At 43.0% G+C, this 16,698-nt stretch carries 15 protein-coding genes; 6 read left to right on the top strand and 9 right to left on the bottom strand.

All coding sequences use genetic code 11. The features are described from left to right. Window positions 1-172 precede the first annotated feature (172 nt). On the top strand, window positions 173-1,201 hold the full coding sequence (gene obgE, locus RMZ42_RS20665) for a GTPase ObgE (protein ID WP_322673161.1): 1,029 nt from the start codon (window positions 173-175) through the stop codon (window positions 1,199-1,201). Window positions 1,202-1,570: 369 nt separating this feature from the next. On the opposite strand, the gene RMZ42_RS20660 is transcribed toward obgE, so the two are convergent. The 5 genes from RMZ42_RS20660 to RMZ42_RS20640 all read right to left on the bottom strand — a co-directional run bounded on the left by RMZ42_RS20660 (window position 1,571) and on the right by RMZ42_RS20640 (window position 7,622). Then, window positions 1,571-3,043: an NAD(P)-binding domain-containing protein gene (locus RMZ42_RS20660; RefSeq protein ID WP_322673160.1), complete on the bottom strand. Its 1,473-nt coding sequence runs from the start codon at window positions 3,041-3,043 to the stop codon at window positions 1,571-1,573. 306 nt (window positions 3,044-3,349) lie between these two features. Next, window positions 3,350-3,592: a hypothetical protein gene (locus tag RMZ42_RS20655; protein WP_322673159.1), complete on the bottom strand. Its 243-nt coding sequence runs from the start codon at window positions 3,590-3,592 to the stop codon at window positions 3,350-3,352. A 59-nt stretch (window positions 3,593-3,651) separates the two neighbouring features. After that, window positions 3,652-4,680 carry an ABC transporter substrate-binding protein gene (locus RMZ42_RS20650; protein ID WP_322673158.1) on the bottom strand — a complete coding sequence of 343 codons (1,029 nt, stop codon included), beginning with the start codon at window positions 4,678-4,680 and terminating at the stop codon, window positions 3,652-3,654. Window positions 4,681-4,711: 31 nt separating this feature from the next. Next, the gene (locus tag RMZ42_RS20645) at window positions 4,712-5,785 is read right to left on the bottom strand and encodes an aliphatic sulfonate ABC transporter substrate-binding protein (RefSeq protein WP_322673157.1); all 1,074 of its coding nucleotides are present in this window, start codon (window positions 5,783-5,785) and stop codon (window positions 4,712-4,714) included. A gap of 676 nt (window positions 5,786-6,461) precedes the next feature. Continuing rightward, window positions 6,462-7,622 (bottom strand): acyl-CoA dehydrogenase family protein, encoded by a 1,161-nt coding sequence (locus tag RMZ42_RS20640; protein ID WP_322673156.1) that lies wholly within the window; start codon window positions 7,620-7,622, stop codon window positions 6,462-6,464. A gap of 146 nt (window positions 7,623-7,768) precedes the next feature. Between RMZ42_RS20640 and RMZ42_RS20635 the strand changes: the two genes are divergently transcribed. From RMZ42_RS20635 to RMZ42_RS20625, 3 genes are read left to right on the top strand one after another with little or no spacing between them, the layout of a single operon-like run. Further along, on the top strand, window positions 7,769-8,374 hold the full coding sequence (locus RMZ42_RS20635; protein ID WP_322673155.1) for a VWA domain-containing protein: 606 nt from the start codon (window positions 7,769-7,771) through the stop codon (window positions 8,372-8,374). 59 nt (window positions 8,375-8,433) lie between these two features. Continuing rightward, window positions 8,434-9,039 carry a vWA domain-containing protein gene (locus RMZ42_RS20630; protein WP_292869171.1) on the top strand — a complete coding sequence of 202 codons (606 nt, stop codon included), beginning with the start codon at window positions 8,434-8,436 and terminating at the stop codon, window positions 9,037-9,039. A 27-nt stretch (window positions 9,040-9,066) separates the two neighbouring features. Continuing rightward, entirely contained in the window at window positions 9,067-9,459 is a 393-nt protein-coding gene (locus RMZ42_RS20625; RefSeq protein WP_322673154.1) for a salt stress protein, Slr1339 family, read from the top strand. 332 nt (window positions 9,460-9,791) lie between these two features. Here the strand turns inward: RMZ42_RS20625 and RMZ42_RS20620 are convergent, their stop codons facing one another. Then, window positions 9,792-10,133, bottom strand: a complete 342-nt coding sequence (locus RMZ42_RS20620) for a helix-turn-helix domain-containing protein (RefSeq protein ID WP_322673153.1) — start codon at window positions 10,131-10,133, stop codon at window positions 9,792-9,794. Window positions 10,134-10,624: 491 nt separating this feature from the next. Beyond that, on the bottom strand, window positions 10,625-11,368 hold the full coding sequence (locus tag RMZ42_RS20615) for a ferritin-like domain-containing protein (RefSeq protein ID WP_322673152.1): 744 nt from the start codon (window positions 11,366-11,368) through the stop codon (window positions 10,625-10,627). 192 nt (window positions 11,369-11,560) lie between these two features. Here RMZ42_RS20615 and RMZ42_RS20610 point away from each other — a divergent pair, with 192 nt between their 5' ends. Continuing rightward, on the top strand, window positions 11,561-12,127 hold the full coding sequence (locus RMZ42_RS20610; protein ID WP_322673151.1) for a thermonuclease family protein: 567 nt from the start codon (window positions 11,561-11,563) through the stop codon (window positions 12,125-12,127). Between the two features lie 172 nt (window positions 12,128-12,299). On the opposite strand, the gene RMZ42_RS20605 is transcribed toward RMZ42_RS20610, so the two are convergent. Beyond that, the gene (locus tag RMZ42_RS20605) at window positions 12,300-13,181 is read right to left on the bottom strand and encodes a sugar ABC transporter permease (RefSeq protein ID WP_322673150.1); all 882 of its coding nucleotides are present in this window, start codon (window positions 13,179-13,181) and stop codon (window positions 12,300-12,302) included. A 24-nt stretch (window positions 13,182-13,205) separates the two neighbouring features. Here RMZ42_RS20605 and purN point away from each other — a divergent pair, with 24 nt between their 5' ends. Beyond that, window positions 13,206-13,865, top strand: coding sequence for a phosphoribosylglycinamide formyltransferase (gene purN / locus RMZ42_RS20600; RefSeq protein WP_322673149.1), 660 nt, complete (start codon window positions 13,206-13,208; stop codon window positions 13,863-13,865). A gap of 46 nt (window positions 13,866-13,911) precedes the next feature. Here purN and RMZ42_RS20595 read toward each other — a convergent pair whose 3' ends face one another. Then, complete coding sequence (locus RMZ42_RS20595) at window positions 13,912-16,494, bottom strand: GAF domain-containing protein (protein WP_322673148.1); 2,583 nt, start codon at window positions 16,492-16,494, stop codon at window positions 13,912-13,914. Window positions 16,495-16,698 lie beyond the last annotated feature (204 nt).

The raw sequence follows: 16,698 nt of genomic DNA, 5'->3' as shown, positions 1-16,698 counted from the left end.
GTACAACTTTCTTTATATATTCCCACATCTTGAGCAAAAGGGGCAGGGGGAGTAGGGAGTGTGAGTTACAAGTAAATAGTGAGGAATAAGATTTTAAAACTTATAATTTATAACTCGCCTATAACTCAGCACTGGCTCAACGCCAGCTATCCGCTAACAGGACTCTAGAAAGATGCAATTTATCGATCAAGCAAAAATTGAAGTTGAAGCTGGTAAGGGCGGCGATGGTATTGTCGCTTTCCGGCGAGAGAAATACGTGCCGACTGGCGGCCCCTCTGGCGGTAATGGGGGACGAGGTGGTTCGGTATTTTTCGTTGCCGAAGAAAACCTACAAACCTTGCTGGACTTCAGATATAACCATCGCTTTCAGGCAGAAAAGGGTACTCGTGGCGGGCCAAATAACTGCACTGGGGCAGCAGGAAAGGATTTAATTATCGAAGTTCCCTGCGGTACAACCATTTATGATGCTGAAACTGGCGAACTGCTAGGAGATTTAATTGAACCTAAGCAGACTTTGCTGATTGCCCAAGGTGGTAAAGGCGGACTGGGAAATCAGCATTTCTTGAGCAACCGTAACCGCGCCCCAGAATATGCCCTCCCAGGATTGCCAGGAGAAATAAAGCAGTTGCGCCTAGAGTTAAAACTTTTGGCAGAAGTGGGGATTATTGGCTTACCAAACGCTGGTAAATCCACTTTAATTTCATCTTTATCAGCAGCACGTCCGAAAATCGCAGACTACCCCTTCACTACCCTCATCCCAAATTTGGGTGTAGTGCAAAAACCTACTGGCGATGGTACTGTTTTCGCCGACATTCCCGGACTAATCGAGGGCGCGTCTCAAGGTGCAGGATTGGGACACGATTTCTTGCGCCATATTGAGCGCACGCGAGTGTTACTTCACTTAATTGATGCTACTAGTGATGATGTGATTAGAGACTACAACACAATTAAGGAAGAATTACAAGCTTATGGACGGGGTTTAGCAGAACGTCCGCAAATTTTGGCGCTGAATAAAATTGATGCAGTCGATCGCGAAACTGTCGATTTGGAAGCATTAGCTACCCAACTTAATCATCTTTCCTACGCGCCGGTTTTTGTGATTTCAGCAGTTACTCGCACTGGGTTAGAGCCGATGTTACAAGAAATCTGGGGAATTCTCGACCAAATGAAGGTTCCTGAAGAAGTGGAAGCATTTAGATAATTTGTAATTCGTAATTCGTAATTCGTAATTACTACTTTTAGAGGGAAAGTAGCTGTTGGCAGCAGACAATTTTCTCAATGCCTTGTGGGGTGGGCAACATGAGCGCCCAAATTTATGCTTGAGAATTTGTACTCGCAGTATCACAGTAGTAATTATGTTTTCGGCTTATTCGTCTCAAAAAAATTATTTCATCGACGAGTAAGCTTTTTCTATTTCCAAAAACTTTTTAGGCAACTGTATATCATCCTCGATAAGCAAGAGCATTAAAGCTGTAGTCCTTATTCTGCAAAGCTTATAGCTTTTATTAATGCCATTCGGTGCAGATCGTTTTAATTCATATTAGGCGTGAATTATAAACGCTACGCAGATTTAGCTGACTGCCACCTTGGCTTGCTGTTGCCATACCGCGTCCGCATACAATAATGTGTCGAAGTCCGGCGAAATGTTGCCGTTAGCGATCCGGGCTTCGTGTAATGACCAGTCAGCAAAGAACAAGTCATGGCTGATGCGGGCCACTATTGCTGGCACATCGCGTCGGATGCTGGGTACGTCGCCGATGGGCAGACCGAAGCTGACGAAGCCAGCAGGATTGAACACATGGATATCTTTCAGGTAGGGGGCATTGCCAGGTACTTTCTCTTGGTATTCATGGGCGCTGCCAAGGTAAGGGTGGGTGCTGAGTCGCTCGTCACGTTGGTCGGCTGGGGCTTCATAGCGATCGCGCCAAAGTGCGATATGATGTGCAAATTCGGCGAGTTCCGGGCGCTTTGTCGGGTCAACAAAGTAGCCAGTACCAGCGATCGCAAAATCAAACTCGAAAACATCATCATTTACCTGAGCGACGATGCGATCGCCCTGGTTGCGAGCAGATTTCCACGGTGCGGATAGATGCAGGTGGAAGTTAGAGAACGCTATTACCCGCTCGATTGCATCTGGTGGTGGTGTAGAGCCAACCTGATTAAACCGCCAAGCTTGGAACCAGCGAGCTGCATCAGGTAGTTGCGGATAGTTATAGTAAGCGCCAGGATAACCTCGCACGCGATTCACTGGTACAGATGCGATCGCTGGCCGTCGTGCAAACAAATGTACTGCTTTAGCGCCTGATTCAAGTGCCACTCCTGCCGCATCAAAGGCCGAGGCCGCAGCACCCAGCACTGCTACTGTTTTACCACGCAGATTATTGAAGTCGATTGCATCGGCGGTATGTGCATATAAGGTGCGTGGCAGAGATGCCAATACAGGCGGTATGTTTGGGCCACCAGTGCCAGCTACACCGTTGGCGAAGATAATTTTACGTGTGGTTTCCACTTGGGCGACACCGTTCACTTCTAGGTGTAGACGAAAGAAATCTGCGTCCGGCTCAATCCGCACCAACTTCGTCTGATACCGAACTGGAATGCCCAAAAAATGCCGATACCAGCTGAGGTACTCAGCCCACGCCAATCGGGGAATGCGGTCAAGCGCTGCGTATGCCTCAACACCGTGCCGCACCTCGTACCAAGCTTGAAATGATAGCGCCGGAATACCCAGTTCTGGCCCTGGCAGATTTTTCGGTGTGCGTAGCTTTTTCATCCGCGCCCGCGTCAGCCACACGCCCGCATGGGTTTCGTCAAGAGCTTCGTCGATGACTGTCACGCGACCAATGCCGGCACGCCGCAGGGCAAATGCGAAGGTGCTGCCACTGCCACTACCGCCTACTATCGTCACATTGTGGTCAATGTCTGAGCGATCGCTTACCCAGTTTTCGGGATCGGGGCCGAGTAGGCGCAACGCCTCACGTGCAGCAAAATCGAGGTCAGTCGTTGTTGTCATGTCGGTATTTGAGGATGAAATGAGAGTCATCAAATGTTTTCCTGATTCTTTAACTATTCTGAATTCTGATTCCTGAATTCTTACAAAGAAGCTACCCCGGTAAGAGCCTATTTATAAAGTAAATATTAAGTAGGATGTGTTACGGCTATGTAAGGATTTGGGAGTTTCAGAAAATCAGGATTAGCCGTAACGCATCATATCTGTCGGTGCGTTAAGCGTTGCTATAACGCACCCTACAATTTAAGCTTTACTTTATAAATCATCTCTAAAGGTGTACTGCACATTGCAAATTAGTTGAAATTTTCTATTAATTTGAGTAGCTGATAACGCTTATCTTTATTTATTGGCGATCGCCTTTAAAGAAAAACTTTTTAGTTTGCTAAAAATCCCAAACTGTTTTATCTCCTGCTTAACAACAGGCTGGCGATGAGGAGATTCTTGTGGTGGTAATTCCCAAATATCACGGATCTCATGTTCTTGCCGATCTGTTAATTGCAGATGATGTGGTAATTGAGACTGTTGCTCAAATAACCAAGGTACTCCATTTAATAATTCTCTTTCTATTCCATGAAACATCATTTTTACCATGATTAAAAATCAGGTGATTTTGACATTTAGCTTTTTACTTCTTGCTGCAATTATTGGCATTTGGCGATATCTTGGTTCAAACTGCTGTCCCAAAGTTGTTTAACATCAACTTTTGTGGAAATTACACCCGCTTGAAAAAAGGTATCAGCAACCTTTTGCTGAGAAGCAATAGCTTCGTCAGAAACAGGAAGTAATTCTTGGCGACGCTGTTGTAGTCCTTGTTTAGCATCTTGATAAACGATGCCTTCATCAACATCAATGGTCTTTGCATAATTCTTCGACCATTGCTTGAGATTAGATTCCCGCCAATTTTGGGATTTCTGCAAACGACAGAGAAAATCAGCGATCGCAACTTTCTTTTGGGGATCGGCGATCGCATTCGGTGAAGCAATAATTACGAAGTTACCGCTCAAAATATCTTTTGCAGATTCCAGTACCCGCGCCCCTTCTTTTTTGGCTTGGGGAATGGAGTAACCGTAGGTAGCCCAAGCATCAAGCTGTCCTTTACGAAAAGCGGCTAGTCCATCAGGTATCGATAAAGGAGTTGCATTGATATCCTTCATCGTTAGCCCGACTTTTTCCAACATCTTAATCAGGAAGTAGTGGGCAGTTGTAGCTTTAACGTAACCCACTTTCTTACCTTTAAGGTCAGCGATCGTTTTGGCAGTCGAGTTTTTGGGTACGAGTACAACTTGAGCAACTGTAGGCCCTTTGAGAGTGGCAATAATTTTTACAGCTGCTTTCGATTCAATCGCAAAAATCGGCGGAATTTCACTAGCTGAACCCAAGTCAATCGCACCAGCATTGATTGACTGCACCATCAAATTACCCCCAGTAAACTCAGTAAATTGAGTTTGATAAGGGAAATTATCTAATTTAGCTAACTTTAAATTTAAGTCCCAGCCACCTTTAAATTTAGCAACATGCAGTTGAGTTGTATTCGATAGTGCGACTTGGGACGCACTAGGATTAGTAGCGATCGTTGCCGGACTGGTAGACTTAACCTCTGAGCAAGCTGTTGTTGCTACTAACAAGCAACCCAAAGAGAAGGAAAAATTTTGCTGCAAATTGATAGACACGTTATTTTTGGGTATATTATTGTCATCTTTTCTACCTAACAGCGGTAGTTTCTAACGGACATACTGCTGTAGCAATATCTACTCGTTGCGGAATAATTTTTTGCTCTAGTAACCAGTCAGCTGTTTTCTGAAGCTTGGCGATATCTTCAGTATTAGGAAATACGTAAGACTCTGGGCCTCGATTTTTAGTCACCTGCTTGGCTACCGCATCAGAGACTTTTAGCTCTTTAACTAGAAAATCTGATGCAGCATTAGTATGTTGATTTAACCACTCACCATCCTCACTCAAAGCAGTAAGAGCAGCTTTCACAGCTACAGGATTTTCTTTAGCTGCATCAGTACGAACAATCATAATGCCGTAGGTAGGAGCAGGGTGTTTAGTGGTAATTCTTCGCGCCTTATGCTCTAATTGGGCAATGGAAATATAAGGTTCCCAAACTGCCCACGCATCAACAGAATTTTGATATAGAGCAGGTGCAGCGTCATTTGGTGATAGATAAACTCGCTGAACTTTATATGAAGGAATATTTTCTTTTTCCAAAACTTTTAATAACAGATATTCGCCCGCGCCACCTTGATTAACTGCAACTTTTTTACCGACTAAATCAGTCGGTTTTTGAATGGGAGAATCGCCACGAACTAAGATAGCACTACTCAAAGAATCTGGACTAGGACGCTGTACAGAGCCAATACAAAGAGGTTGTCTGGCAGCAATTCCAGAGATGGAAGGAATATCACCACATCCACCAATATCTGCCCGATTACCATTGAGAGAACTTAAAAGCGTAGCGCAACGGTCAAATGGCCCACTCCATTCAACTTTAATATTTTGGGCTACTAACTGACGCTCTAACTCACCCCGCTGTCGTGCAATGGGAATAATCCCTCCTTTTTGGTAGCCCAAGCGAATCACATTGTTTTTCTCTGTAGTTTTAGTAGTGAGAGTTTTTGAAGAAGAATCTGAGTTAGCTACGACATTGATAGCTTTTTGTTGACTGCAACCAGAAACTATCAAACCAAGAAAAAACGTTGCGATCGCAAAGATTCTACTGGCAGAACATTTTTGTTTGTACTGTAAGCAATGTTCTTTTAAAGAATTCACCACAATTGACTCCTTGATATCAATTTTTAGGAGTTTAAGCAGCCATATCTATGACGATAACGAGTAAAATACGTTAAATCGATTGACTTACCGTAGTATTAAGAGAGAAGATACCACCTTTTGATGAACTGTTCAAATCTAATCAATATTTCTTTATCTTTGACTATGAGAATTTAGTGCAGGTATTTTTAGGTGAATCTACACTCAAGTAGTGAGAAAACAAACTCGTTTTCTTTTAATTTAATTAAACCATTAGTTGCTAAGTGTTAATTGTACTCATAGTTACTCTCAACGGTTTCGGTTGGCTGCAATATCCTCGATTTCTGATACATACTCATAAGACTTCTTGGCATTTGTGAGGAAGGTGGGGTTCCCTCTGGGGATAAGGGGCGGGGGTAAAGGGAAAAGCGATGGAATTTCCCCTTTACCTTAGACTTCTTGGCATTTGTCGGTAAAAGGGTAAGGGGGAAGGTGGGGTCCCCTCTGGGGATAAGGGGCAAGGGGAAAGGAACAATAAAAACATGAGTCCCTTTAACCTTTCCCCTTTTCCCGCCTATGAGCAAAAATTACTTTTGCAAGAGGTCTCTTTAACCTTTTCCCAACTTCTTGCAAAAGTTGCTTTTGCAAGATGTCTATAAAGTCGTTTCCCGGATGTTAGAAGTCAGGGGTCTGAACAAAATTAGAAAAATCCTCGTTGCGGCAATGGTGTACCGTTAATCTCGTAGTCGCCGATCGCACGAGCCTTAAAATGATTTGGGTTGTGTGAGGATAAGGTACGGGCGTTGCGCCAATGACGATCGAAGTTGGAGCTTTTTTTAGTTGTGGAAGCCCCACCCACTTCAAACAGCAAGGTGGCCGAACGTAGAGCCAAATCATCAACAATCAATTTGGCTTTGGCTGCACTCAAAGAAGTTGCCAGTGCCACAGCCGTTTCTGCCTCTTCACCCTGAGCTTGGGCAGCAGGGAGGCGATCGAGACCATCAGCTGCCGCTAAAACGATCGCTTCGGCAGCAAAGGCATTAGCGGCAATCTGTCCAACAGTTTGCTGTATAATTGGATCTTCTGTTGCCTGCTCGCTTACGGCATGGTAGAAAGTCCGGGGTCTGGTACGGACGAGGGCTGTAGCATCGCGCAGAACGCTGCGAATAATGCCGGCGTTGATTGCTGTCAGGAATAGTTGCGGAACGATGTTATATGGCAGGTTGTCTTTGTCTGTGTCTGTCTCAAAAATTACTTCATCTGCCTCTACACGTACATTAGTGAATGTAGTTGTTCCTGTACCTGTAAGTCTTTGTCCGAAGCCATCCCAGTCATCCACAAGGTCAATCCCCTCGCGGTTGGTGGGAATGAGGATAAACGCTTTAGTGCCATCGGGTACTAGCACACGCACGAAAATCAAGTCTGCATAAAGGCTGCCAGTGCTGTAATACTTGGTTCCATTCAGCCGATAGCCGTCGCCATCCGGTGTTAATTTTGTATTCGCGACTTGACCACCACCAGATCGCTTGACTTCTAATTCGGTCGTAGCAAGTCCAATAATCACGCCATCGACGACGGCTTTCAGCCATCGCTGATTCCTTTGAGTGCGCTCAGAACGCAAAATTCGCTCTGTCACAGAGAAATGATTCCGTACAATGTGAGCGACGTTTGGATCGGCATCTCCCAGCCGAATCACGACCTCGAATAGTTCGCGTGCGGTGCTACCACTACCACCTTCAGCTACGGGGATTCGCAATGCACCCAACCGAGAACGCCGGATTAATTCAACCACATTATAAGGAAGGATGCGATCGCGATCGGACTCGACCTTTTCAAAAATGTCCCTGTTGAACCAGGTCACAATCAACTTCAGGACTTACGCAACTGGCATAAGCAATGGCGTGGCTTTTGTGAGTAGCACAATTGATACAAAACCTTAAAATGCTTGCGGTATCGTCAAATTCGTAGATTAGACTAGAACCACAGGGTAACAATCAAAGGAAGATTATGATGAGCGATCGCGACTATACCTTAATCATTGATAAAAGCGGTAGTATGTCTACACCCGACCAAGTGGGTGGTAGAAGTAGATGGGAAATCGCTCAAGAGTCTACTCTTGCTTTGGCCAGAAAAGCCGAACAGTTTGACCCCGATGGCATCACTGTTTACGTGTTTTCTGGTAGATTTAAACGCTACGATGATGTCACCTCAGCCAAAGTCGCCCAGATATTTCTCGAAAATGACCCTGCTGGCACAACAAATTTAGCTGGTGTACTCCAGGATGCCCTCAATAACTACTTTCAACGCAAAGCAGCTGGTAAAACCAAGCCAAATGGAGAAACAATTTTAGTGATCACCGATGGTGAACCAGACGATCGCAAAGCTGTGTTTGAAGTCATCATTCATGCTACTCGCCAAATGGAACGTGATGAAGAATTAGGAATTTCGATTATTCAAGTAGGTTCAGATGCCCAAGCAACTAAATTCCTCAAAGCCTTGGATGACCAATTACAAAGTGTTGGCGCTAAATTTGATATTTGCGATACCGTCACTTTAGACGACTTAGAAGAAATAAGTCTTGTAGATGTATTGACGAACGCCATAACTGACTAATATGTTTGGCGATCGCCCATAGTTCAGCAACTATTAATTCTTAATTGGAGAATCGAATCATGCTAGAAAATCGTGATTATACCTTGATTATTGACAAAAGCGGTAGTATGGCAACCCAAGATCAAAAGGGTGGTAGAACTAGATGGGTTGCAGCCCAAGAATCAACTTTAGCTTTAGCTAGTAAATGCGAGCAATTTGACCCAGATGGCATTACTATCTATGTATTTTCTGGCAAATTTAAGCGATACGAAAATGTCACATCCAGCAAGGTGTCACAAATTTTTCGAGAGAACGATCCCTCTGGTACAACTGACTTGGCAAGTGTGTTAAAACATGCAACTGATGATTACCTTCAACGCAAAGCAGCCGGTCAAACTAAACCAAATGGTGAAACAATTTTAGTAGTTACTGATGGTGAGCCGGACGATCGCAAAGCAGTCATGAGGGTGATTATTGAAGCTTCTCGCCGCATCGATCGAGATGAAGAATTAGCTATTTCTTTTATTCAAGTTGGCACAGATCAACAAGCTACCCGCTTTCTCAAAGTCTTAGATGATGAACTCCAAAGTGCTGGTGCTAAGTTTGATATCTGTGACACCATTACTATGGAAGACATGGAAGATTTGAGTCTATCGGAAGTGCTACTCAATGCTATTAATGACTAGCTATACTATTTTTTAGGAATTGCAAAAATGGATTCCCTTGATAAGCTGTTAGCCCAACTCGAAACTGAATACAAAGAAGTACAACCACAACTACAATCAAAATCAGCCACAGCCAAATCGTTTATTCCACCATTGCCGAAGTCGGCATCTTTCATGGATAAGCTTTTGGCAGAAGTTCAGGCTGATTTTGCCCAAGAGGATGCTGCTATTGAATTAAAAAGACAGCAAGAACTAGAACAAGAAAAGGTTCGACAAGAACAACTCAAAGCCAAACAACTAGAAGCTTTGAAAGTACAGGCAAAAGAATGGTTAGCCAAAGTAGATCCACTTTCATCCGAAGGACTTTGGTTTGAAAGGTTTGCTGAAAGTTATCCTTCAAAATTAGAGGCAGCGATTGAATATTTAAAAAGCAGTGAATAAACTTAAAATTCAAAATTTAAGACACCATAGATAAATCTGCTCACTCGAATTGAAAATTAGCAATTATTATTTAAGTTAAGTAAGCGCAAATAATTCTACCAATTTAAAAAACGAATGCGACAAATAGACCATTTGTAGAGACGCGATGAATCGCGTCTTTACCCAAGGATATGTTGCAATCATTAATTGAATTGGTATTAGTAGATGTGTCGAGTGTGTTGGCGCATTAGCGTAACGCACCGAAAACCTCAAATGGTGAGTTACGAAAGCCATAACCCACCCTACATATTCAAGTTAAATTAGCAATTATTATTTATTGACTATAATCAACATTAATGGTGATTTGTTCGAGCTAAATGTTGCACAGCCCATTCATGCATAGCATAGAGAATTGGTTGCAAAGTTTCTCCTAAAGGTGTCAGTGAATATTCTACCTTGGGTGGAATTTGGGGATAAACTTCTCGATGAATAATTCCATCTTCCTCCATTTCTCTGAGTTGCTGGGTTAGCATCTTTTGCGTAACTCCAGGTAAAGCTCGTTGCAACTCACCAAAGCGTTTGACACCAGTCATTAATTCTCTAATAATTAAAACTTTCCAGCGTCCGCCAATCACTTTTAGGGTAGTTTCTACTTCACAAGTCAGCCTGAAATGGTTTTCTGCTTCAGCTTTCATAGTTTTGTTGTAGGAATCACCTGACTCAGATTTGCTGGATATACCGCTAGTTATCTGATTATTACTTGTTTTAGGTCTTTCATAACTAGTGTAGCAGCTGCGGGAATATGACAATACAGTAGATACTTGCTATCTTTCACAGTCAACTGGAGGCAGATGTTTGATGATTACTGTAACAGTAATCATCAAAGTGCGTAGTTTACCGCCGTAGGCATCGCTTATTTTGTAATTAGATAACTATAGCAATCCGATTTGATTTCTGAATTAATCGTAGGGACTAGGGACTGGGGATGGTGGGGCCCCCTCTGGGGATAAGGGGTAATGGGGACTGGGGACTGGGAAGAAGGAATAAAGGTGTACTGAGTTTTTTTCACGCAATCAAATATGAGTCCTATAGCTATCCAATCAAGTAGAGTCTTCCAGACAAGGTAATCTCTCCACGCTTTTTGAGTTAAGGGTAGTTCATGATTAGATACTCAAAATATCTATAATTACGTAGCTACTAACTCAGAATCGATTTCCGACGGCGCACTATCTTGGACTAGCGATCGCGTTTCGCCGTTACGCTGAAGGATACCGCCAACCATTGCCAACAAGGCGTTTACCTTGCGAGTTCGCCACATATCTACGAGGTTTTGCACTTCAGTTGCAGACATCCGGCGCATCATCGCTTCGTAAAGATAAGCAGCATGTCCAGTTTCGTCTTGGGCAATACTTAGCATTCCTAACTTCAAATTACGAGCGGTTGGCTCGTTATCAGGTAATACTTTCGCCATTCGCGCAAAGTCTTTGCTAGCATCTAACTCCAGAATGTATGTGCTAGCCATAAACACATCCCAGTCAATTACAGCTGGTTTTAGCTGTTCTTGAGTGTAGCCTTCATAGAATGCTGCGAAAAAGGGACTACGCTGTTGTGATTTTTTTGTAGATGTAGTTTGGGGTTGACGTTTGAAATCTATAACTTGTTTATTCAGCTGTTGTAAGGCGTGGGCAAAAATTTGACCATGCTTAGTTTCATCTGATGCATGTTTTGCTAGTTTTTCGGCTAGCCATGTATCGCCTTCAGCAGCTGCGCGATCGCTAAGTGCAGATAAAAATGGCACAGAGCCAGATTCGGCCAACTGAAACCCGGCAAGGATGTTGGGACGGGTTTTAGAATCACGAATTTGAGCAGCAGAGTAATAGGCAAAGACACCTGTACCAGCTAGATGCAGAACGTGAGTCAAGAAGTTCATCAGAAATTCCCGCTGACAATTGGAAGGTTACAATTCTTATACTAATCCGCATTTTCTATTCCGTTGCCGCCAGAGGGTCTTATCATTTTGAATTTTGAATTTTGAATTGCCTGTGGGAGTATCTCAACAGTTAACAAATATATCTTTTCATTTTGCTAGTATCATCCCACAGAGATAATTTGGTAACTTTGGATGGAGAAATTAACTAAAGCAGTGCGATTTTGGCTTTGCGCAACTATCATAATTTTGGGTTTGTTCGGCTGCGATCGCTTTATCGGGAATTCTGGAGAACCGGTGGAGCGAGTCAGTGATGGCGATACTTTAGTAGTGAAAGATGCTGATGGCAAAAATCTGACAGTCCGCTTTGCTTGTGTAGATGCGCCAGAAATAGCTCATACTAATAAAGAAAAGCAGAGTAAACGTACTAGCGATCGCAATCAATTTACTTGGGGTGTGAAAGCCCAAGAACGGGTGCAACAACTGGTGCAACAAGGAGGCTCGCGCGTGACTTTGAATATCACCGATAGCGATCGCTATGGACGCAAAATTGCCGAAGTCCGTTTAAAAAATGGTACTTTTGTGCAACAGGTATTGTTGCAAGAAGGTTTAGCAAAAGTCTATCGCCCTTATTTAAACAAGTGTCCTAGTAAAGATTTAGTTCAACAAGCCGAAGCTAAGGCTAAGGAGCAACGGCTCGGCATTTGGAGCGATACTAAATTTATAAATCCTTGGGAATATCGCAGCTTATATAAAAAGTAAAAACTCTAGCTGTTTCTAATTCAATACACTAAATTTTTTGGCATTGCACATTTGCGGTATTATCTTAGCAACTTCCAAAATCCTCCCTGCTCCTCCTGCCTTCTGCCCCCTGCCCCCTGCCCCCTGCTCCTCCTCCTGCCTTCTGCCCCCTGCCCCCTGCCCCCTGCCTCCTCTACTCCTCTCCCCAAGTTTGCAGTTGCAAATAAACTAGTACCAGCGTCACTGCTAATAATACAGTCGCTCCTGCTGCTGCATAACCAAAATCAAATTGACCAAAAGCCTCTTGGTAAATGTAGTAAACCAGCAGATTAGTTGAATTTAGTGGCCCACCGCCAGTCATCACAAAAACTTGCTCAAAACTCCGCAATGTAAAAATTGCGGTAGTAATGACTGCAAATATCACAGTCGGGCGCAATCCGGGCAGAGTAATATACCAAAATTGTTGCCAAGCATTTGCTCCATCTAAGTCTGCTGCTTCATAACGACTGGGAGGAATTGCTTGCAACCCTGCTAAAAAAACTACCATATTGAAACCCAGTTGTTTCCAAATACTCATTAAAATAATTACTGGCATTGCCCAAAATGTGTCTCCTAGCCAGGATATTTCTGAAATGCCAAAAAAATCTAAAAGTCCGTTAACTGGGCCTGATGTCTGAAACAGCCAGCGAAACCCCAAACCTGCTGCCACAAGTGAGATAATTGAAGGCAGAAAATAGGCACTCCGCAGGATGCCCCGCAAGGGAATGGAACGGTTTAATAGTACTGCTAACCCCAAGGAGATAACTAAACTGGGAATGATGGTGGCGATCGTAAAATAAAAAGTGTTACCCACCACTTGCAAGAAGTCGGGGTCGAGCAGCAAGCGCCAATAGTTTTTTAAGCCTATCCAATAAATACCTTTTAAAGTGAAACTACCAGCAGTGAAACTGAGGTAGAACAAATAGGCAATCGGCCAAATGATAAAAACACCCAGCAAAATTAATGCTGGTGCGAGAAAAATCCACGCGGCTACTGTATCATTATCCAACCACGACTTAGTATATATTTTTGGCATCTATAATTAACCTTTCTAGCTGTTATGACTCTTTGCCTTGATTCTACCCTGAGCTTAATTTCTCCCAACATTAGCAATGATTGCCAACAATTCGCCCCTTTAAAATTGGGAATTATGGCTTCTGGGAATGGCAGCAATTTTGATGTAGTTGCCCAAGCTATCGAAGATGGGCGGCTAAATGCCCAAATTCAAGTTTTAATTTACAATAACCCGTCGGCGAAAGCAGCCGTCAGAGCAGCTCATAGAGGTGTAGAAACTGTCTTATTAAATCATCGCAACTATCAAAACCGAGAAGAGTTTGACGAAAAGATTGTGCAGACATTGCGGCACTACGATGTAGAATGGGTGATTTTGGCAGGGTGGATGCGACTATTAACGTCAGTTTTCATTGATGCCTTTCCTGAGAAGATTATCAATATCCATCCTAGTTTGTTACCTAGTTTCAAAGGAATTCATGCTGTAGAACAAGCCTTGGCATCTGGGGTAAAAATTACTGGTTGTACAGTGCATATAGCTTGCTTAGAAATGGATAGCGGCCCAATATTAATGCAAGCCGCAGTACCAGTACTGCCGGATGATACAGCAGAAACACTCCACGCCAGGATTCAAATTCAGGAACATCGAATTTTACCATTAGCGATCGCCCTCGCAGCTTCGTCAAAAGTTACACTAAGCGTAACGTAAAAATACATGTATCAATTAAGGGCGCACAGCTAGCTGCGCGCCCCTACTATTCCTCACAGTTAGCTTCAGCAGTTTGATACGCTTGTAGGAGCCTAGCATGATCGAGAGTAAATCCTACTTGCATCGCTATCTGGGCAAATAAATCAATCTCAGATTGTTGCCAATCGCGGGGTTCAGAACACTGATGTGCAATTAACAAGCCAAATAGCTGCTCATCTTTAATAATTGGTGCTACTAAATTTGCTTTCACACCAAAAGATTCGAGCAGTTTAATGTGACAATCAGCCAAACTAGACTCATAAATGTTGTTGATTGCGACAACGCGACCAGATTGGTACTTTTCTACATAACCTTCAGTAAAACAAGGGTCGTGAATTTTAGACCGCAAAACTTTGGGATAACCTGGAACCACTGATTCAGCAATTATAATTCCGAACCAATTAGCGTAAAAGCTATAAACCAACACTCGGTCAGTACTAAGTGCTTTGCGAACCTCTTCCACAGTAGTTTTGATGATATCCTCTTCCTTGAGGGATTGGCGAATGCTGCGGATAATATCCACTAGTAACTGACTTCGCATCCTTTCTGCTTCAATTCTTTGCAAAAGTCTTGCATGGTCGAGAGCAAACCCTACCTGGATTGCTATCTGACCAAATAAATCAATCTCAGTTTGTTGCCAATCGCGGGGTTTGGAGCATTGATGTGCAATTAACAAGCCAAATAGCTCTTTATCTTTGAGAATGGGGGCGACCAGATTTGCTTTGACAGCAAAGGATTCGAGTAAGTTAATATGGCAGTCAGCCAAACCGGCTTCATAAATGTTGTTGATTGCCAGAACGCGACCAGAGCGATACTCTTCTACATAGCCTTGACCGAAACATGGGTCTTGGATTTCAGCTCGTAAAACTTTTGGGTAGGTGAGAACAACTGATTCAGCAATCACTGTTCCAGACCAATTAGTATCAAAGCTATAAACCATGACTCTGTCAGTACTCAGAGTTTTGCGAACCTCTTCCACAGTGGTTTTGAGGACATCCTCTTCGTTGAGTGATTGGCGAATACTGCCGATAGTATCTGCTAACAACTGACTTTGCACACCCTCAGCCTCGATTCGTTGCAGGAGTCTTGCATGGTCGAGAGCAAACCCGACTTGCATCGCTATCTGAGCAAATAAATCAATCTCAGATTGTTGCCAATCACGGGGTCTGGAGCATTGATGTGCAATTAATAAGCCAAATAGCTGTTCATCTTTGAGAATAGGAGCGACCAAATTTGCTTTGACAGCAAAGGATTCGAGTAAGTTAATATGGCAATCAGCCAAATCGGCTTGGTAAATGTTGTTTGTGGCTACAACGCGACCAGATTGATACTTTTCTACATAACCCTGACTGAAACAGATGTCTTGGATTTCAGACCGCAAAACTTTGGGATAACCTGGAACCACTGATTCGGCAATTATAATTCCAGACCAATTAGCATCAAAGCTATAAACCAGTACTCGGTCAGTACTCAGAGCTTTGCGAACCTCTTCGACCGTCGTTTTGAGGACATCCTCTTCGTTGAGCGATTGGCGAATGTTACGGGTAATTTCGATAAATACCTGAGCTTTATCTGCTTTGGTATCTACTTGTTGTAGAAGCTTGGCGTAGTCAAGGGCAAATCCTACTTGCATGGCTATCTGAGAGAACAAATCAATCTCAGATTGTTGCCAAAAGCGAATTCTAGAACATTGATGTGCAATCAATAAACCGAATAGCTGTTTGCCTTTGAGAATAGGTGCGACTAAATTAGATTTGACAGCAAATTGCTCCAGCAACTCAATATCAGCATCACTGAGATCGGCTTGATAGATATTATCAATAGCATGGATGCTACCATTGTGGTATTTTTTTATATACCCTGCCTCAAATCCCGGATCGGAGACTGTAACCCCTAATATTTTCGGTAAACCAGGTGCTACTGATTCGGCGATAAAGGTTCCATTATAGTTCGAGTCGAAGCAAAAGATGGTGACGCGATCGATGCTTAAAGCTTTACGAATTTCTTCTGAGGTAGTTTTTAGAACATCTTCTTCATTGAATGATTCTCGAACCCAACGGGTAATTTTGATTAATATTTGGGAATAATCGGCTTCGGCTTCTTTCTCCTCTACCAAAACCGAAAGCAGGTCTGTGAATGAGGTGATGTTTTTCTCTAACATCACTAATTCATCTTGGCTAGCGATAAAGACTTGAGTAAACTCACTGTCTGGACGTAGCCTCTTTTTAATCTTATTAGAGATTGCAGCAACGTTGCTGACTCGACTCATAACTCGATTCGCCACAAAAACAGCGATCGCACCTGCTAAAATTGCTGTCACTCCCATACCAGTTAACAAGAGTGACAATTGTCTTTGTAGAGCAAGTTCAGTTTCTATTGAACTTTCTCTACTCTCAAGTCTTACTTGCGGAGTTTGTGTGTTAATTAAATTAATGCCATAGTTGTAAGTAGCTGTTCCAATTGCAACTACAGGAAGGACGCTGATACTTAGTGCCCAAACTATTGCTTTAGTCTTTAAACTCCATTTTTGTTGCCAGAGTCTCTGTTGGTGATTTCGTCTTGCTTGGTTTTGAGAAAAAGACTGACTCATAAATGAAACCTGGATTGCTGCAAGTGAGAATCAAGTAAATAACCTCACCACCAAATTCTACATAAAACTTATAAAACAAGGACTGGCTTTCAGGAGTATTTTAAGGCACTAATGTTCTAGGTCATGTTCGATAATGCTTTTGTTTGCTTTAAATTCAAAAAAATTGGGTCTGATTAACAGGTTTGTCAACAATTTTATGGCGAT

Source organism: Nostoc sp. DedQUE05 (genome assembly GCF_034530955.1).
In the GTDB taxonomy this organism is placed as follows: domain Bacteria; phylum Cyanobacteriota; class Cyanobacteriia; order Cyanobacteriales; family Nostocaceae; genus Nostoc.
The sequence above is the reverse complement of the archived record's forward strand: the minus strand, read 5'-3'. Positions and strand labels throughout refer to the sequence as shown.